At 58.3% G+C, this 18,189-nt stretch carries 20 protein-coding genes; 6 read left to right on the forward strand and 14 right to left on the reverse strand.

Going from position 1 to position 18,189, the window contains the following annotated elements:
• Positions 1 to 72: 72 nt before the first annotated feature.
• From QCD60_RS08220 to argH, 10 genes are all read right to left on the reverse strand, one after another.
• A complete protein-coding gene (locus QCD60_RS08220) occupies positions 73 to 429 on the reverse strand; it encodes a cupin domain-containing protein (RefSeq protein ID WP_279784135.1) in 357 nt (118 codons plus the stop codon).
• 98 nt (positions 430 to 527) lie between these two features.
• Complete coding sequence (locus QCD60_RS08225; RefSeq protein WP_279784137.1) at positions 528 to 908, reverse strand: VOC family protein; 381 nt, start codon at positions 906 to 908, stop codon at positions 528 to 530.
• A gap of 125 nt (positions 909 to 1,033) precedes the next feature.
• On the reverse strand, positions 1,034 to 1,864 hold the full coding sequence (locus tag QCD60_RS08230; protein WP_279784139.1) for a M15 family metallopeptidase: 831 nt from the start codon (positions 1,862 to 1,864) through the stop codon (positions 1,034 to 1,036).
• A gap of 63 nt (positions 1,865 to 1,927) precedes the next feature.
• Complete coding sequence (locus QCD60_RS08235) at positions 1,928 to 2,557, reverse strand: SMI1/KNR4 family protein (protein WP_279784141.1); 630 nt, start codon at positions 2,555 to 2,557, stop codon at positions 1,928 to 1,930.
• 11 nt (positions 2,558 to 2,568) lie between these two features.
• Positions 2,569 to 2,889, reverse strand: a complete 321-nt coding sequence (locus QCD60_RS08240) for a hypothetical protein (protein ID WP_279784143.1) — start codon at positions 2,887 to 2,889, stop codon at positions 2,569 to 2,571.
• A 332-nt stretch (positions 2,890 to 3,221) separates the two neighbouring features.
• Positions 3,222 to 3,698: a hypothetical protein gene (locus QCD60_RS08245; protein ID WP_279784145.1), complete on the reverse strand. Its 477-nt coding sequence runs from the start codon at positions 3,696 to 3,698 to the stop codon at positions 3,222 to 3,224.
• A gap of 28 nt (positions 3,699 to 3,726) precedes the next feature.
• Positions 3,727 to 4,194, reverse strand: coding sequence for a hypothetical protein (locus tag QCD60_RS08250; protein WP_279784148.1), 468 nt, complete (start codon positions 4,192 to 4,194; stop codon positions 3,727 to 3,729).
• Positions 4,195 to 4,364: 170 nt separating this feature from the next.
• The gene (locus tag QCD60_RS08255; RefSeq protein WP_279784150.1) at positions 4,365 to 4,580 is read right to left on the reverse strand and encodes a hypothetical protein; all 216 of its coding nucleotides are present in this window, start codon (positions 4,578 to 4,580) and stop codon (positions 4,365 to 4,367) included.
• Between the two features lie 271 nt (positions 4,581 to 4,851).
• Positions 4,852 to 5,667, reverse strand: a complete 816-nt coding sequence (gene mutM, locus QCD60_RS08260) for a bifunctional DNA-formamidopyrimidine glycosylase/DNA-(apurinic or apyrimidinic site) lyase (protein ID WP_279784152.1) — start codon at positions 5,665 to 5,667, stop codon at positions 4,852 to 4,854.
• A gap of 35 nt (positions 5,668 to 5,702) precedes the next feature.
• On the reverse strand, positions 5,703 to 7,118 hold the full coding sequence (argH, locus tag QCD60_RS08265) for an argininosuccinate lyase (protein WP_279784154.1): 1,416 nt from the start codon (positions 7,116 to 7,118) through the stop codon (positions 5,703 to 5,705).
• A gap of 192 nt (positions 7,119 to 7,310) precedes the next feature.
• Between argH and QCD60_RS08270 the strand changes: the two genes are divergently transcribed.
• The 3 genes from QCD60_RS08270 to QCD60_RS08280 all read left to right on the forward strand — a co-directional run bounded on the left by QCD60_RS08270 (position 7,311) and on the right by QCD60_RS08280 (position 10,301).
• Complete coding sequence (locus tag QCD60_RS08270) at positions 7,311 to 8,510, forward strand: hypothetical protein (protein WP_279784156.1); 1,200 nt, start codon at positions 7,311 to 7,313, stop codon at positions 8,508 to 8,510.
• Between the two features lie 241 nt (positions 8,511 to 8,751).
• A complete protein-coding gene (locus tag QCD60_RS08275) occupies positions 8,752 to 9,141 on the forward strand; it encodes a phasin family protein (RefSeq protein WP_279784158.1) in 390 nt (129 codons plus the stop codon).
• 128 nt (positions 9,142 to 9,269) lie between these two features.
• Positions 9,270 to 10,301 carry a hypothetical protein gene (locus tag QCD60_RS08280; RefSeq protein WP_279784160.1) on the forward strand — a complete coding sequence of 344 codons (1,032 nt, stop codon included), beginning with the start codon at positions 9,270 to 9,272 and terminating at the stop codon, positions 10,299 to 10,301.
• Positions 10,302 to 10,372: 71 nt separating this feature from the next.
• Here QCD60_RS08280 and QCD60_RS08285 read toward each other — a convergent pair whose 3' ends face one another.
• From QCD60_RS08285 to cysP, 4 genes are all read right to left on the reverse strand, one after another.
• Positions 10,373 to 11,458: a TOBE-like domain-containing protein gene (locus QCD60_RS08285; protein ID WP_279784162.1), complete on the reverse strand. Its 1,086-nt coding sequence runs from the start codon at positions 11,456 to 11,458 to the stop codon at positions 10,373 to 10,375.
• 67 nt (positions 11,459 to 11,525) lie between these two features.
• Positions 11,526 to 12,374: a sulfate ABC transporter permease subunit CysW gene (gene cysW, locus QCD60_RS08290; RefSeq protein ID WP_279784164.1), complete on the reverse strand. Its 849-nt coding sequence runs from the start codon at positions 12,372 to 12,374 to the stop codon at positions 11,526 to 11,528.
• 12 nt (positions 12,375 to 12,386) lie between these two features.
• Positions 12,387 to 13,217 (reverse strand): sulfate/thiosulfate ABC transporter permease CysT, encoded by an 831-nt coding sequence (gene cysT / locus QCD60_RS08295; protein ID WP_279784167.1) that lies wholly within the window; start codon positions 13,215 to 13,217, stop codon positions 12,387 to 12,389.
• Positions 13,218 to 13,222: 5 nt separating this feature from the next.
• Positions 13,223 to 14,224: a thiosulfate ABC transporter substrate-binding protein CysP gene (cysP, locus tag QCD60_RS08300; RefSeq protein ID WP_279784169.1), complete on the reverse strand. Its 1,002-nt coding sequence runs from the start codon at positions 14,222 to 14,224 to the stop codon at positions 13,223 to 13,225.
• A 315-nt stretch (positions 14,225 to 14,539) separates the two neighbouring features.
• Here cysP and QCD60_RS08305 point away from each other — a divergent pair, with 315 nt between their 5' ends.
• The 3 genes from QCD60_RS08305 (at position 14,540) to QCD60_RS08315 (ending at position 17,960) form a co-directional block, all read left to right on the forward strand.
• Positions 14,540 to 15,163 carry a class I SAM-dependent methyltransferase gene (locus QCD60_RS08305; protein ID WP_279784171.1) on the forward strand — a complete coding sequence of 208 codons (624 nt, stop codon included), beginning with the start codon at positions 14,540 to 14,542 and terminating at the stop codon, positions 15,161 to 15,163.
• Between the two features lie 186 nt (positions 15,164 to 15,349).
• Positions 15,350 to 16,813, forward strand: coding sequence for a benzaldehyde dehydrogenase (locus tag QCD60_RS08310; RefSeq protein ID WP_279784173.1), 1,464 nt, complete (start codon positions 15,350 to 15,352; stop codon positions 16,811 to 16,813).
• A 16-nt stretch (positions 16,814 to 16,829) separates the two neighbouring features.
• The gene (locus tag QCD60_RS08315) at positions 16,830 to 17,960 is read left to right on the forward strand and encodes an NAD(P)-dependent alcohol dehydrogenase (RefSeq protein ID WP_279784176.1); all 1,131 of its coding nucleotides are present in this window, start codon (positions 16,830 to 16,832) and stop codon (positions 17,958 to 17,960) included.
• The last annotated feature ends 229 nt before the right edge of the window (positions 17,961 to 18,189 follow it).

Here is an 18,189-nt window from a genome sequence, read left to right on the forward strand (position 1 = left end):
CTCCGTCGTTCGGCGGAGGCACCTGAAAGGTATGTCCGGTAGTGCGTTGTACGCTTAACAGGCGCGCTGTCGCTAGGCAGTCGCCGCCTCATAGATTACAAAGTTCTTGCGGGTGGGCGTGATCACTTCCCAGGTACCGACAAAACCACGGGGAATCACAAAGCTGTCGCCCGCCCTGACCGTCATCGCCACACCCTGCTCATCGGTAATCACGCTCTCCCCTTCCAGAATCAGGCAGTACTCTTCCTCGGTATAACGGATAGTCCATTTACCGACCTCACTGGCCCAGACGCCGGCGAAAAACTGGCCGCTGGGATCGCTGTACTGCGTCCACAGCGTCTGCTGGGGATTGCCCTGCAGCAGCTTTTCTTCAGGCAGGAAATACCGTTCTGGCTCGACATTGAGCTGAGTAAGGGAGTGGACCGGCATAAATGGCTCTCATGGTAGGCAGGTTAAACTGCGAAGAGGTTGTTTTACGCAGGAGCGCTGGCCACGTCCATACCCCAGCGGGAATAGAAAACACGACCTCAGCGCAGATGAGCCCCTATCCACCAGAGGTTGCCCTCCTCATCGCGTACGCCTGCCGTGCGGTCGCCATAGGGCTGATCCCGGGGTGCGGACACGCTGCTGGCGCCGGCTGACAGGGCGCGCTGATAGGCCGCATCCACATCGGCCACATAGACATGGGTGGAACACTGCACCGCAGCGCTGTCGCTCGGGCGCTCTCCCATCATGATGATCGAGTCATCGATACGCACCTCGGCATGGCGCACGACACCATCCTCAGCCGCTGCCTGATAGAGCACCTCAGCGGCGAAGGTGGCCTGCAGAAAGCTCAGCATCTGGGCCACACTGCTGACCAGAAGATAGGGGGATACGGCATTGTGACCTTGCGGTTTATGGCTCATGACAGGGCTCCGTGGACAGTCATCCGCACTGCACCATTGCACCGGTCAGTACCGGCAGCAGCACGCTTACGGACTAACAGTGTAGTCCAGGTTGTGCACGCTGCTCCTGAGCGCCTGCTGTCAGATCAGGGCATGGCCTTGATCACCTGAGCCACACAGAGGGCACGGCCATGATCCGCCAGTACCGCCTTGCCTGCATCCGCCATGCACTGCCCGTACTGGCTGATATAGCCCTGCCACTGCGCGCGGGCATGGTCGACATCCTCTTTCAGCAGCGCCTCGACAAAGGAACGTGGGCCTACCTGAAAATGCTGATAGTCGATGGGGTAGTTCCAGTCGCCGCCCCAGATAAAGAAGCCATGACGGGTAAACACATCCACCACGGTTTCCGCCATACCCGCACGGGCATCCTTGCCGGGGCGCGGCTCCGCACGATTGATATAGGCATGAGCGCTGGCCACGGGTGAAATCTGCGCCTTGCCATCATCGGCAATATCGACAAAGGGGTTTTGCAACGGGTTGATGTCCACCGCGGCACCGTAAGCATGCAGCGACCAGGTGGTGCCACCGGTGATCGGCCGGCCATTGAACGCCGAGGTGTTGTTGTCGGCCATGGAGGCCTGATCATCGCCGTTATAACGTTCAACCGGATAGGCTCTGGCAATATAGAAATGCCGTGCCAGCAGCTCATCCATCACCGCCGCCATCTGCGGTGCAATCACATCCAGCACCACCAGCTCACCGTCGTCCTTTACCGCACCATTATCGCTGAGATAGCGAAAGCTCACTTTGTTCAGACGCTGGCAGGGCACCGGATTAGCGCTGGTAATCACGCCTTTGCTCGCCATATCAGCGCATTCATCAGTGCTGAGCGAGCGATAGCTGGCCGCAGGGTCCAGCGCATAGGCAGGGGGAAGGCAAAATAAAACGGTAGTGAGCAAGTATCGGGGCTTCATTGAGCGATCCTTTCCAGTCTGGAATCCCATATCCGGTGCATTGATAGTCGCTGAGGATCAGCACTAGCCTCGCACATAACGCCATGTAGGGGAATTGAACCAGTTTATGGGGTCAATTTCCCTCGCTGGATGAAGCCATTCATTGCCATCCGCAAGGGCCTCTTCCTGCAACGTATACCGCCCGGCACGAAGATCCATGGCAAAACTTCTGAACATCTCGTCGATGCTGGTCGCCAGCTTCAGGGCAACGTTGTAATCGTAGTCGAGCAAAATGATCTGGCCATACTGGCCACCCTCATCCGGATCAAGATCAATACAGATCAGGCTCGTCCCGTTGTCATCCGCAATAGGGATCCTGCAAGGGCCAAACAGGTAGTCCTTCCTGATTCCCGGGTCAGCAAACTCCAGCGTTTCCTCAATGGTTAATCGGGTCAGCTGCTCTAACCAGCCGACTGCGCTTTCTACCGGACTCAAGCGCACACCATAGACGAGGCTGGCAGTCTGCTCCTGAGACATGCCATTGTGCGTCAAATAGTAGTTTCTCACCTCATCAGGCAGGCTTTTACCCACCTTGCTCACCAGCAAATCAATCGCCTCATTGCTTGCCGGTCTGTTTAATGCGGATAACGTTTTGGGTGCATTCCCTTCAAGCCAGTCATGAATTTCTGACCAGTAGCGTTCCTTACTCTTCATTGTCAAACCACTTAATCCGATTGCGTCATTCCATGTTCTGCAAAGCATTGCCGTAATTCAGCCAGGGTGGCATTGGCCTTATCCAGATACTTATTGGCTTTTTGACTCCCCACGTACTGATAACTGGAGTCGTACATTGCCTCATGATAAGAATCCGTAAAGTTATCCTTCACGATTTTCATTTTCTCATCGTAATGACATGCAACCTTGACCTCTTCCACCTGATCTGGAGTTGCCACATTGCCATTGGTAAACACAAATTTCTTTTCCGGTGCAGATGCACAGCCTGCAATACTGACGGCAATAGCAGTAAAAATAACCAATACCTTCATAACTATCCTTGCAAAGAAAATTAAAAATCAGGATTTCTTTATATTTTTCAGCGCAGTCTGAATCTTCAAACCGAGACAGACAATAGCCGCTACCAGAACGCCCTGTAGCGCGGCCATCAGTGGCACCATTACCGGGAAAAAGTAGAGAGCAGCACCGCCAGCAGACTCAGGGTGAAATACGGCAAAAATGATCGCAACAGGCACGAAAATACAACTTACTGCGATTTACCAGCCTTTCCATATATCAAAAAACATATCGTCCTCTCAGGGTCAGATATTCCATGCAGTCAGGATTCTGATGTTTTAAAAACGTACACATGTCGCAGAAAACGTTATTGGGCTTTATTTTTGCAACCGGGCAAAAGCTTCCAGATTTTACCCCGCACTTTCTCTTTGCCTTCCAGCAAATTCAGAAAACCACACGAGTCCAGTCCATTAATAGAGGCTTTGGGGCTGACCATTTTGGCTTTGGCATTGGCACCGTGACTAAGAAACAGGGAGACCAGCTCAGGCTGGTTATACAGAATGGCAGCGTTGAGGGGCGATACACCAATCTGGTCCGGCTCATTAACATCACACCCGACATCAATGGCTTTCTTGATGACGCGAACGACCGACTCACGGCTGAGACCCGGCTCATCATAGGCCGCCGTCATCAGATTGATAGTGGATATTTCAACACTGCCGTCGGACAAACGACAGCCATTCTTATCGACCATCGTCAGGCCAAGCGATTTCAGATCGATATCGTCAGCCTGTGCGGTAGCGGCAGACAACGCCAGCAAAAGTGGAATCAGTGCTGTTTTCATAGGACTCCTTCCCATTCAGCAATGGGGACTATTTCGCCTTACCCGCTTCCAGAATGGGCAACCCCGCTTCCGTCGGAATATAGATCCGCTCACCATTGCCATCCTGCAGGCCTTTTATCCACACATAGCGCAGATATTCTTCATTGCCCTTGAGGGACGCGCCGATAATGCGATTGGCCTCCGCTGCTGCTTTGGCACGTTCAATATCAGCCTGACCTTCTGCCTTGGCCCGTTCGATGGTGGCCTTGCCCTCTGCTTCAGCCAGCGTCACCTTGGCTTTGGCCTGCATCAGCGCCGCCTGCTCTTTGGCTTTGGCCTCTTCAATCAGAATCTGCTTGCTCCATTCGGCCTCTTTCAGAGCGGCGATACCATCCAGCTCAAGCTTGTAAACCTTGTATTTAGGCCAGGCCCAGAACGCCAGAATAATCAGCAAAATAAAGGTAAACAGCAGCAAAAACAGTGATCCCAGAGCAAGTGCCTGTCTGTTTTGGTACATCAGTCTCTCCTTGGCACTCAGTACGCCTTACACAAAGCTGACACAATTTAATCCAAGCAGAAGAGAGAAAAAAGTCACTCCAGATATTTCTACAGGCAGGCACTAAATATCGCTGGCTATTTGAATTAACCAGCCAAAGGCTGTTTGTCAGAACAGATATACCGGGAACATCATTTCATCGTGCGATATTTAAGAATAAGTCCGACAATATCGTGATCACTCATACTGGCTGCCAGCGATTCATTCAGTGACCGCCGCTGTGGTAACAGGATATCAAACTTATTCTTCAGTAATTCCTGAACCTGTGCATCTGCATTAGGGTCAATTGCTTTTCCCGCAAAAATAGTGATGCGCTGCAGGATAAACGCTTTTTTACTGTCTGCCATAGCATTCCTGAAAGTATCAAAATAGAGATGTGTTTTTATCGCGTAACCTGCTCAGAGGCATAGCGGCAGTCTGCCAGCGGCTAAACCCTTCTTCCTCACATGGCCACCTTCATACTCTGGAGCACAAAAACAAACCAGGTGACAGAATTAAGCAGAAGAAAGATAAAGCAATTATGGTCGTCTCACGAATGCTATTTATCTGTGTGACAAAAAAGCCACTGCCTCAACAACGAATCAAGGCAGTGGCTTTACCCAGCGGGAATAAGTCGGTCTAGTGCTGGCAGCGGGTGCAGTAGAAACTGGCGCGCTGGCCCAGCACTTTTTTCCTGATGGCCGAACCGCAGCTACGGCAATCCTCACCTTCACGACCATAGACATTTAGCTGCTGCTGAAAGTATCCCGGCTGACCGTCGCCACCGACAAAATCCCGCAGGGTGGTACCGCCCTGGGTAATAGAGCGATCAAGGACGACTTTGATGCACTCGGCCAGCTTGTCGTAACGTGCCCGGCTGATGCTGCCAGCGGCTCTGGTTGGCAGAACACCAGCCATAAATAGCGACTCGCTGGCGTAAATATTGCCCACACCCACCACCACATGGTTGTCCATGATAAAGGTCTTGATGGCCTGAGTTTTACCCCGCGAACGCAGGAACAGATGTTCTCCATCAAAGGCATCTGACAGCGGTTCCGGCCCCAGGCTGATCAGCAGTTCATGCTGCTCAGGCACCTCTCCGGCCCACAGCCAGGCCCCGAAACGCCGCGGATCACAGTAGCGCAGCACCATGCCGTTGCTGATTTCCAGCTCGACATGGTCATGCTTGAGGCGCGGTTCGCCAGCATCCACAAAGCGCAGACTGCCCGACATGCCCAGATGCACCAGCAATGTCCCGGCCGAGGTCTGCAGCAGCAGGTATTTGGCACGACGGCTGATATTCAGCACCGTCGCGCCCTGCAGCCGCTCACTCAGGTCCACCGGAACCGGCCAGCGCAGCTGCGGGTGATGCACCCGCGCGGCGATGATCGTCTGCCCCAGCAGGTGAGGACTGATCCCCCGCCGGGTGGTTTCGACTTCGGGTAATTCAGGCACGGCAATGCCTCCGTCTGAGCAGAGACGATGCCCGCTTAGCCATGACGCTGTGCCAGCTCGGCCAGCGCACGGGCCGTGGCGGCGCGCACCTGATTAGGCGCGGTGCCACCGATATGATCACGGGCCGCAACCGAACCTTCGAGCGTCAGCACATCGAATACATCCGCGTCGATTTTGTCACTGAACTGACGCAGCTCATCCAGGCTCATCACGGACAGATCCTTGCTGGTGCTGACGCCGTAGGCCACTGATTTACCCACGATTTCGTGAGCATCACGGAAGGCCACGCCTTTACGCACCAGATAGTCCGCCAGATCGGTAGCGGTCGCAAAACCACGCAGTGCCGCTTCACGCATCACTTCACGGCGAGGTTCCAGCGCGGGCACCATGTCGGCGAAGGCACGCAGACAGCCTTTGACGGTATCGATGCTGTCGAACAGGGGTTCTTTGTCTTCCTGATTGTCCTTGTTGTAGGCCAGCGGCTGGCCTTTCATCAGGGTCAGCAGGGCAATCAGGTTACCGTTGGTACGACCGGACTTACCGCGCACCAGCTCGGGTACATCGGGGTTCTTCTTCTGCGGCATGATGGATGAGCCGGTGCAGAAGCGGTCAGGCACGTTGACGAAGTTGAACTGCGCAGAGGTCCACAGCACCAGCTCTTCCGATGCGCGTGACAGGTGGGTCAGCAACAGGCTGGCGGCGGCACAGAATTCGATGGCGAAGTCACGGTCAGATACCGCATCCAGCGAGTTGTAGGCAGGGCGCTCGAAGCCCAGCAGTTCGGCAGTCATATGGCGGTCGATAGGATAAGTGGTGCCCGCCAGCGCCGCTGCGCCCAGAGGCATGATGTTGACGCGCTTGCGGCAGTCAACGAAACGCTCGAAGTCACGTTGCAGCGCTTCGTACCAGGCCATCAGGTGATGCCCGAAGGTCACCGGCTGGGCGGTCTGCAGGTGGGTGAAACCGGGCATGATGGTGTCGGCTTCTTTCTGCGCCAGATTAGCCAGACCAAACTGCAGACGGCTCAGCTCATCCAGAATGACGTCGATTTCATCACGTACGTACAGGCGTACGTCCGTGGCCACCTGATCGTTACGTGAGCGGCCGGTGTGCAGTTTCTTGCCGGCGATACCGATCTTCCTGGTCAGTGCCGCTTCGATGTTCATGTGCACGTCTTCCAGCGCGACCGACCATTCAAACTGGCCACGCTCGATCTCGATCAGAATTTCTTCCAGACCACGCAGAATATCGTCACGCTCCTGCTCGGTCAGCACCCCGACTTTGGCCAGCATTTTGGCGTGGGCAATGGACCCCTGAATGTCCTGACGGTACAGGCGCTTATCGAAATCCACAGAGGCGGTGAAACGGGCGACAAAGGCGTCGGTGGGCTCGCTGAAACGGCCACCCCATTGCTGGTTGGTCTGCTCTGTCTGGTGCTGATTGTCTGACATGATGAACGGTCCCACAGGTATACGCAGTTCAAATGACGTATCGGTCGGCGTCGGCTGGGCCACGCGGCCAAGACATGAATAGTTGGTGGCCGATTATACGGGGAGTCAGGGGCAAAGCTCAAAAATCAGGAACGTTGATGCCGGACAGGACACTTATCCCCTGACCGGGCTTCTGGCTGCAACAGGACGTTCATGATGCTGACGAATATTAGTGCTTCTTTCACGCAGGCGCAGCCAACCACTCCCTCAGCAACCACTCCCTCAGCAACCAACTCACCGGCGCTGCCAGCACACAGTGCCAGCGACCAGCTGCAGCAGTTTCTCCTGCTGCACGATCATCGTTTCGAAGACTCGGTAAAGAAGCCCGGCATCGGTTTTATGAGCAGTGATCTGAAGCAGGTGCTGGTGCAGCTTAAAGACACACAACACCAGCTCACTCCGCACAACCTGAGCCGCCTGCAGCACAAGCTGGATCAATGGCAGCATCAGCATCCCAGGGAGTTCGGCAGCCGTGGCGCACAGGCACAGGCGCTGAGGCAGGAGATCCGGCAGCGGCAGCAGGACCCCTTGCTCGGGCTGGCGGGCAGTGCCCACACCAATATCGCACTGCTACAGCTGGTCAGACAGGTCCATGGCGAACAGGCCTATGCGCTCTTCGCCCGTAAGGTACCAGCCCTGAACAGCGACACGCCGCTGCAACACGACACCCTGACGGGGTTGCTCAAAGCACTGCAGAGCCCAGTCTTTGCGCAATTCAAGCACGCTATGCAACTGGTTAAAAAAGACCTGCTCAGCCCCTTCGATCAGCAGGCGGTAAGTCTGGTGACCACGGAGCTGGCGAAAATGCCACGACCCTTGCTGGATGCACTGCTACATCAGGGTCTCAGGGTGGCCGTCACCCATGAGCGGATTTTCAATGCGTCCGACTTTGACCTGAGCCATCTCAGCGAAGACGCGCGCGGCTGGCAGGGGCAGAGTAGCGCCAAAAATCTGCCGGGGGCATATCAGATGAAGAACAACACCACGATCATTTCCCTGACCCGGGATGCTCAGGGTGACTGGCAAATCAATCCACAGCACGGCGCCTGTAATCTGGTGCTGCATGAAACCGCCCATGGCGTCGATGCCCTGCTCGGCAAATCGCTGGGTATCGGCAAGCTCAGCCAGCAGCCCGGATTCCGTCAGGCCTGGGAACAGGATTTTCAGCAACTGGGCAGTTACTTCCGCCAGCAGGATGAGCACGGTGATTATCGTGCGGGTCTGGAAGAAGCCTTTGCCGAAGGGCTGGCAAAAACCTATCACTCCGCACAACCATCGCCCTGGTCACATATTGATGCCTACATGAAAGCACTGCCTGCCCGGATCCAGAACGGCGACCATAGCCAGCTGTAAACGCTAACCCGCTGTGAACGATAGCCTGCTGTAACAAGCACGCTCCTGCGGCCTGTTTATCACTCCCAAACGCAGTAACAGGCTACCTATCCCGCCAATCTGGCCGCCATCAGCGTGGAAACAGGGCCAATTTGCCCCTGTTGATTGCTGAACAGCGATGCCTGTGCCAATGTAAAGGCTCGTCTGTGCCCGACGGGATACCTCGGGTGATCTGTGTAGCCACCGCAGGAGGAGCAAGGCCATGAGTGATGAACAGCCATCCCATGACATCAAGGACCTTCAGGATCGCGTACAGGCCGAAGTCAAAACCAACCTGGAAAGCTCGCTGGCGCTGGCCATGGCGGCCATGAACACCCTGCAGCGCCTGTCCTCCCTGCATCTCAGGAACTCCCAGCAGATGCTGGAAAGCAGCGGCAAGATCATGCTCAACGATCTGTGGGGCCGCAGCGAAGACCTGACCAAACTGCCCACCTGGCATACCCATTACAGCAACCCCTGGCTGGAACAGCTCAACAACTATTCGCGTGACGTCTATGAGCTGCTGGCTGACCATCAGGACGATGTCGCCGAAGTGCTGAAGAAACGTGCTGGCGATTTGTCGGGCTCTCAAGGCACGGATTCAGACAAGTAATTCCTCTGCCAGACTGCAGAGGCCTGCCGTTTTAGCTGTCGACAGGTACTGAATCCTGTTTCAGGTCGCTGCCGCTTCTCCACCATTCCATGCTGCCTCTCTCCCCCTAGCGCTCCTGAGAGGCTGCCATGACATTTCCTTCCCGCCATTTCCACATCGTGCGCACCGGCTGCTGGTACTGGCTGGCACTGCTGCTGTGCCTGTCGTTCACCACTCGTGCTGAGGTGCTAACCGCCGCAGGTGTACAGCAGCAGGCCCTCACGGTCAGCCATCGTGCACATCCCGTGCAGTTACTGTTGTGGTATCCCACACACAGCAGGGGTGCGGCACAGCGGACAGGGGGAAATGGCCTGTTTCAGGGCACAGTCGCTCAACATAATGCTGCGCCTGTCGAAGGCCGATTACCGCTGGTGCTGATGAGTTATGGCGGCCTGCGCTCTGCCCCCTTTCAGGGCCACTGGCTGGCTCAGCAACTGGCGCAGCACGGCTATCTGGTGATGCAGATTCAGCCGCCCGCAGCGGAATCGCTGTTACCGGAACAGGCTACTGATGAGCCCTGGCGTCGGGCGGCCGATATCAGCGTCGCCTATCAGTGGCTGCAGCGCAGTGAATGGCAGCCACGCATTGATCCAGCGCGGCAGAATCTGCTCGGCGCCTTTCTCGGTGCCACAGCGATGCTGCAACAAACGGGTATCCGGCTGGATCCGGCACGCTATCGCCATAGCTGTGATGGCAATGACAGCACCGACTGCCGCTGGTATACCGCTCATCAGGTGTCGCTGCCACAGGCCGCCCTACCCGCCAGTACATGGGAAATGGAAAGCACTGCCGTGCACTGGCAGCGCATCGTGGTGATCAATCCCGAACTGCTGAACAGCATGACTCCGGCTGACCTGACCGCGCTGCCTGCCACACTGACACACATCGCACTGGGGCAGGACAGCATTAAAGAACAGAGCACGTTGCCGGGCCAGACACTCAGCCTGCCAGCAGCCAGCCCTTTCAGTGCGCTGGCGCTGTGCACAGCCAACGCCGCGGCGATATTGCGAGAGGAAGGAGAAGAGGAAGCCCTGTGTCAGGATGGTGAAGCCAGCAGCCGACAGGCGGTGCATCAGCAGTTGCTGCAGTGGGTACTGGCGGCACTGGAGCCGGTCCACTGACCAGCCCCGCTGCACGGGCCATGCCCTGTCCAGCGGCGAGCGCTGCCCTCAGCAAGGCTCGCCTCAGCTTATCAGGCCCAGCGCAGGGTTCTGGGCTCGGTTTCACCGGCGACAAACAGATGGCCAACCCGAGGCCTCACCTGCACGGTCTGGCCACGCTGCAGATCCTGCGCTTCCCAGTCGGCATGGCTGATGCCCACTTCCCAGGGGTCAGCGGTGAAGCCCAGCGGTTGCAGTTCCAGCCGCACTTCAGCGCCAACCGGGCTGACCGACAGCACCTTCAGCGGCAGATGAGCATCGCTGTTGCCTGTACTGCACAGCTCCAGCTCATGGGAGCGCAGGTAGACCTGCCCCTCGCCATCAGCCAGCCCTGGTACCTGCAGCCAGGCATCGCCGCTGCTCAGACGGCCATCACGGATAACCCCGTTCAGGCTGTTGCTGTGACCGAGAAAATCGAACACAAAGCGGCTGCGCGGACGGGCGTACACCTCGTGGGGCGCCCCTACCTGCTCGATGTGTCCCTGACTCATCACCACGACCCGGTCGGACACTTCCAGCGCCTCTTCCTGATCGTGGGTGACAAACACGCTGGTGAAGTGCAGTTCATCATGCAACTCACGTAACCAGCGACGCAGTTCCTTGCGCACCCTGGCATCCAGCGCACCGAACGGCTCATCCAGCAGCAATACCCGTGGCGACATGGCCAGTGCCCGTGCCAGCGCCACACGCTGGCGCTGTCCGCCCGACAACTGGGCAGGCAGGCGCTCGGCCATGGTGGCCAGCTGCACCATGTCCAGCAGGTTCATCACTTTGGCGCGAATGCTGGCTTCGTCCGGGCGCTGGCTGCGTGGCAGGGCACGCAGGCCAAAGGCGATGTTTTCAAACACGCTCATATGACGGAACAGGGCGTAGTGCTGGAACACGAAGCCCACGCGCCGGTCACGCACGTGTACCGCCGAGACGTCCTGATCAGCAAACAGCACCCGGCCGTTATCCTGCTGTTCCAGTCCGGCGATGATGCGCAGCAGGGTGGTCTTGCCCGAGCCGGATGGCCCCAGCAAACCGACCAGCTCGCCGTCGGCGATGTCGAGGTTAATGTCCTGCAGGGCATGGAACGCCGCAAAGTGCTTGTTCACCCCTTCAATACGAATACTCATGGTGTTCTCTCCGCAAACGGCGGGATCAATTCAGTCATGGTGGCAGTCGCTGCCGCGCCTCTGCCGTTCAGTGTGCCCGGCGTCGTTCGCGTCTGACCTGACTCCACTCCAGCAGCGCTTTCGCCACTAGGGTAAACAGCGCCAGCAAAGCCAGCAGCGAAGCACAGGTGAAAGCACCGACGGCGTTGTAATCCTGATACAGCTGCTCAACCTGTAACGGCAGGGTGGTGGTTTCGCCGCGAATGGCACCTGACACCACCGAGACCGCGCCAAACTCACCCATGGCACGGGCATTGGTCAGAATCACACCGTACAGCAGCGCCCAGCGAATGCGTGGCAGGGATACCCGGAAAAACACCGTCCAGCCACGGGCACCCAGCGTGACGGCGGCTTCCTCTTCATCGCTGCCCTGGGCCTGCATCAGCGGAATCAGCTCCCGTGCGACAAAGGGACAGGTGACGAAGATGGTGACCAGCACAATACCGGGCCAGGCAAACATCAGCTGGATATCCTGATCGGCCAGCCAGCCACCGATCGGGCTCTGGCTGCCGTACAGCAGCAGATACAGCAGCCCCGCCACCACCGGCGAGACGGCAAAGGGAATATCAATCAGGGTCAGCAGCAGTTTGCGCCCGGGAAACTGGAAATGGGTGACCGACCAGGCCAGCGCCACGCCGAACACCAGGTTGACCGGCACAGTGATCAGCGCCACCAGCAGGGTCAGGCCGATAGCAGCAAGGCTGTACTCGTCGAGCAGATTGCTCAGCCAGCCACTCCAGCCATGGGCAAACGCCTGAACAAAGATGCTGAGCAATGGCACCACCAGCATCAGCAGGGTGACCAGCAATGCCAGGGTTATCAGGGTCCATTTGACCAGCGGTTGGGTACCTACGCGCAGGGTATTCTTGGCAGACATGTCAGATTTCCCTCAATGACCCTGCAGGCGCCTGAACCAGCGACTCTGCCAGGCGTTGATCAGGAACAGCAGTACCAGCGATACCAGCAGGACCACCGAGGCGATGGCACTGGCAGCGCCGTAGTCAAACTCCTGCAGGCGCACGAAGATCATCAGCGAGATGATTTCCGACACATAGGGCATATTGCCGGCGATAAACACCACCGCCCCGTATTCGCCCAGACTGCGTACAAAGCTAAGTGCCAGCCCGGTCATCAGGGCAGGCCAGATGGCCGGGAACACCACCTTGCAGAATACCCGCCAGTCGCTGGCACCGAGGCTGATGGCCGCTTCCTCGTACTCCGGCGACAGGTCTTCCAGCACCGGCTGTACCGTCCGCACCACGAAGGGCAGGCTGGTAAAGGCCATGGCCACCACGATGCCCAGAGGGGTATAGGCCACTTTCAGCCCCATGCTTTCCAGCCACTGGCCGTACCAGCCATTGCCGGACCACAGGGTGGCCAGCGTGATACCGGCCACCGCCGTCGGCAGGGCGAAGGGCAGGTCCACCAGCGCATCCATCAGCCGGCGGCCGGGAAACTCATAACGCACCAGCACCCAGGCCAGCAGCAGCCCTACCACGGCATTGAACAGGGAGGCCAGCGCCGCGGCCCAGAGGGTCACCTTGTAGGCAGCCACCACCCGGCTGTCGGTAATCACCGCCCAGTACTGCGCCAGACTCATGTCCTGCATCTGTACCAGCAGCCCCGACAGGGGCAGCAGCAAAATCAGGGCGACAAACAGCAGGCTGGTCCCCAGGCTCAGGCTGAGCCCGGGCAGTACCCGTTTAGTACTGGCAGGCATCGCGCTCAGCGAGCCTGCAGCTGGTCAAGAATGCCGCCAGAGGCAAAGTGCTCTTTATTGACCTTGTCCCAGCCACCGAACTGGGTGTCGACATCAAACAGCTCTACCTGAGGGAACTGAGCGGCCGTCTCCTCAACCACTTTGGCGTTATGTACCCGGTAGTTGAAGGTAGTCAGCAGGCGCTGGGCAGGTTCGCTGTAGAGGTAGTTCAGATAGTCCTTCGCCAGCTCGGCATTGCCATTGCGCTCGGCATTCTTCTCCACCACCGCAACCGGGAACTCGGCCAGAATCGACTGGGCAGGCACCACCACTTCGTAGTCATCCTGACCGTATTCCTTGCGAATATTGTTCACCTCAGACTCGAAGCTGATCAGCACATCGCCGATACCGCGCTCGATAAAGGTCGTGGTGGCGCCCCGGCCACCGGTGTCGAACACCGCCACATGGGCAAGGAAGTTCCTGACGAACTCACGGGTTTTGGCTTCGTCACCGTTGTACAGCTTGCTGGCAAAGCCCCAGGCCGCCAGATAGGTATACCGGCCGTTGCCTGAGGTCTTGGGATTGGGAAACACCATCTTGACGTCGCCCTTGACCAGATCATCCCAGTTCCTGATGCCCTTGGGATTGCCCTTGCGCACCAGGAAGGCAGTGGTGGAATAGTAAGGGGAGCTGTTGTTGGGGAAGGCTTTCTGCCAGTCAGCGGGAATCAGCTTGCCCTTGTCGTGCAGCATCTGCACATCGGTCACCTGATTGTAGGTCACCACGTCGGCGCGCAATCCCTGCAGGATGGCCTGAGCCTGCTTGGAAGAGCCACCGTGAGACTGTTTGATCTCGACGTTTTCGTTGTGCTCCTGCTTCCAGTGCTCAGCGAACAGCGGGTTATAGGCAGCAAACAGTTCACGGGCAATATCGTAGGAACTGTTCAGCAGGGTACGGTCTTCAGCATGGCTAGCCGCAGCAGCCACGGCCAGGGTGACAGCACCCAGCCATTTCAGGGAACGACGCATGGATAATCTCCGCAGACGCAGCCGTTCCCTCAGACAGGCACAGGGTGTTATACGGCTGACAGGTATGTGCATAGTTGGATGGATGACCATGCTAATAGAACAACTATGGATATAAAACCGCACATTAAGATCATTATTGAATAAATAAATCATCCAGATGCATAAAGTTGCAGCCGCTGGAAATTAATTGACGTTGACACTATTTAGTCAGCCTACGGGTAACGTAATCCGTCCACAGGTAACGGTGCCGTGGACACCGGTCAGCATCAGGTGCACCCGCCTCCACGCTGAGCACGCCAGCCAACAGGAAGAATCATGTCTGCCAATGACGATCTGTCTGCCATCACCCGCCTGACTCTGCAGCACTACAACGAGCGGGCGGCCGCCTTCCGTGAAGGTACCTGGGACCACGACGTCAGCCAGAACATCGAGGCCCTGCTGCGTCATATTCAGGCACCAGCGCCCCTGCGTATCCTCGACATGGGCTGCGGACCGGGCCGCGACCTGCTCGACTTCAGGCAGCGAGGGCATCAGCCCGTGGGGCTGGATGGCACACCGCGCTTTGTGGAGATGGCCCGAGAAGCCAGTGGCTGTGAAGTCTGGCAGCAGAACTTCCTCGATCTGCAACTACCTGAGGAACATTTTGACGGCATCTTCGCCAATGCCGTGCTGTTTCATATTCCCAGCAGTGAATTGCCCCGTGTGCTGCGCCAGCTGCAGCAGACTCTCAAGCCCGGTGGTGTGCTGTTCAGTTCCAACCCTCACGGCGACAATCAGGAGGGCTGGAATGGCCCGCGTTACTGCAACTACCACGACTGGACGAGCTGGCATGCCTATATGACGGCCGCCGGCTTCAGTGAACTGGAGCACTTCTACCGCCCCACCGGCCTGCCACGTGAGCAGCAGCCCTGGCTGGCCAGCGTCTGGCGTAAGGGCTGACCTCTGTAAACCCGATGTTCACCCTGCACACCTGAGTGTCCAGTTTCTGCACACTCCCCCCGTGCCAGCCATGATGTTTCGTGGCTGGCACAGCCCATGCTCTGCCCTCTCCTGATAACCCAACAGTTGCAGCTACTGGCCCACTGGCCGGGCTGCCGCCGGCATAACAAAGAGAGAGAGGGAATCATGCCCGAGCACACACTTCTGCAACCTGCCAGCCTCTGGCAGGGCAAAGTCTTTACCGGACACTGGCAGGATGCCCCTGCCACCAACGTGATGGAGCCGGCGACCGGCCAGATACTGGGGCAGATCGGCATGGCTGACAGCGGCATGATTCGGACCGCCTGTGCCAGCGCCCGCCAGGCTCAATCCGGCTGGTACGGGCAGAGCTACGACCAGCGTGCTGCGCTGCTGCGCAAGGTGGCCGGGCTGGCAGAGACGCATTTTGATGAAATCGTCGGATGGATAGTGAGAGAGAGCGGCTCGACCCGTCCCAAGGCCAGCTTTGAGCTGACGCTGACCATCAAGGCGCTGTTTGAAAGTGCCGCCCTGCCCTCACGCAGTCAGGGCGAAGTGCTGCCATCCGCCAGTGGCCGGCTCAGTCTGGCCCGCCGCCGTCCGCTGGGAGTGGTGGGGGTCATTTCACCGTTCAACTTCCCGCTCTATCTCGCCATGCGCGCTGTTGCGCCTGCCCTGGCGGTGGGTAACGCCGTGGTCCTCAAGCCTGATCCACGCACCGCGGTCTGCGGTGGCATTGTCATTGCCCGGTTGTTTGAGCTGGCGGGCCTGCCCGCAGGCACGCTGCAGGTGCTGCCGGGGGATGGCGCCGCCGGTGCCGCGCTGGTAGCCGACCCCGATATTGCCATGATCCAGTTTACCGGCTCGACCAGTGCCGGACGCAAAGTGGGTGAAGCCGCCGGGCGCCACCTGAAGAAGGTATCCCTTGAGCTGGGCGGCAAGAATTCACTGATCATTCTCGACGATGCTGATCTGGAACTGGCCGTGGCCAACACCACCTGGGGCGTCTATCTGCATCAGGGGCAAATCTGTATGTCGACCGGCCGTGTGCTGGTACAGCGCAGCCTGTATCCGCAGCTGCTGCAGCGACTGGTAGAAAAAGCGCGCAGCCTGTCCGTAGGCGATCCGGCCAGTGGTGAAGTGGCGCTCGGCCCGCTGATCAGCGCCCAGCAGCGCGACCACGCCTGTCAGGCCGTGCAGGCAGCCATCGCCGCCGGAGCACGGCTGGATACCGGTGGCCAGTACGATGGCCTGCTGTTCCAGCCCACGGTCATCAGCGAAGTGGATGCCAGCAACCCGATTTTCCATGAAGAAGTGTTCGCACCAGTGGCCATCGTAATCCCCTTCGACAGTGATGAAGAGGCCATCCGCCTGGCCAGCGATACCGACTACGGTCTGTCCGCCGCGATCCTCTCAAGCAATGTAGGGCGGGCACTGCGCCTTGGCGAACAGCTCAACACCGGGCTGTTGCATATCAATGACCAGACCGTCAATGACGAGGTCATCAACCCCTTTGGCGGCACCGGAGCCTCGGGTAACGGCACCAGTATCGGTGGCCCGGCCAACTGGGAGGAATTCACCCAATGGCAGTGGCTGACCCTCAAGGGCGAAGCTCCGGCCTATCCCCTCTGAACAGGAGACAACAACAATGACAAGCTCTGCGTTCCGTTCTATCCGCGCGGCGGTAACCCGCAGCAAAGGTGCCCCTTTCGTGCTGGAATCAGCCCGTATTCGTGCTCCCCGGGAAGATGAGGTGCTGGTGCGTATTATCGCCACCGGTATGTGCCATACCGATATGATCGTCCGTGATCAGTACTATCCGGTGCCGCTGCCTGCGGTTCTCGGTCATGAAGGCTCCGGGGTGATTGAGGCGGTCGGACCACTGGTGAAAGACCTCGCCGTCGGTGACCATGTGGTGCTGACTTACGGCTACTGTGGCCACTGCCTGCCCTGCGGTGATGGCCACGCCTCCTACTGTCAGGAGTTCTTCGGCCGTAACTTCGGGGGCTGCGACAGCCATGGCGACTGCGCCCTCGAAGACAGTGAAGGCCAGCCGCTGCATGATCACTTCTTTGCTCAGTCGTCCTTCGCGACCTATGCCCTCAGTCTGGAAAACAACGCCATCCGGGTACCGAAGGAAGCGCCGCTGGAGCTGCTAGGCCCACTCGGCTGTGGTATCCAGACCGGCGCCGGAGCGGTCATCAACTCCCTCCGCGTGACTCCCGGCAGCCGCTTTGCCGCGTTCGGTGCCGGTGCGGTCGGCCTGTCTGCCGTACTGGCGGCCCGAGCAGCGGGCGCGACCACTATTATTGCAGTGGATGTCGTTCCCTCCCGTCTGGAGCTGGCGCTGCAACTGGGCGCCACGCATGTGATCAACAGCCGGGAAAGTGACCCGGTGGCCGCCATCCGCGAAATCACTGCTGGCGGCTGCAACTTTGCGCTGGAATCCACCGGCCGGCCTGCGGTACTGCGCCAGGCCGTGGATGCCCTTGGCACACTCGGTTGTGTGGGCGTTGTTGGCGCCCCGCCGCTGGGCACTCCTGCTGAATTCGATGTCAACGATCTGCTGCTCGGTGGTAAGTCGATTCGCGGTATCGTCGAGGGCGACAGCGTCCCCAAACGCTTTATTCCGCAACTGGTCGAACTGTATCTGCAGGGGCGTTTTGCCTTCGACAAACTGATCAGGTTCTACGACTTCGAGCAGATCAACCAGGCCGCTGAAGACAGTGAAAAAGGCATCACCCTGAAGCCGGTGCTGCGCATTGGTCAGCTCGACTGACCATCCACTTCAGGCGGTGCCGCCACCGCTCAGCCCGGGCCGGAAGCTGACGCTTTCCTGCCCGGGCATATTGATATCTCCGCTGCGTACGGCTACATACAGCTGCTGAGCCCGCTGTTGCCTGCCGCCCCGTTCGCACAACAGCCGATGCTCCCCTCACAGGTCAACGCGGCCTGCCTGGTTCAATAACAATGATATGTCCCGCTGATAACGGGTCTCCAGGAGCATT

This window comes from Pokkaliibacter sp. MBI-7 (assembly GCF_029846635.1).
Classification (GTDB): domain Bacteria; phylum Pseudomonadota; class Gammaproteobacteria; order Pseudomonadales; family Balneatricaceae; genus Pokkaliibacter.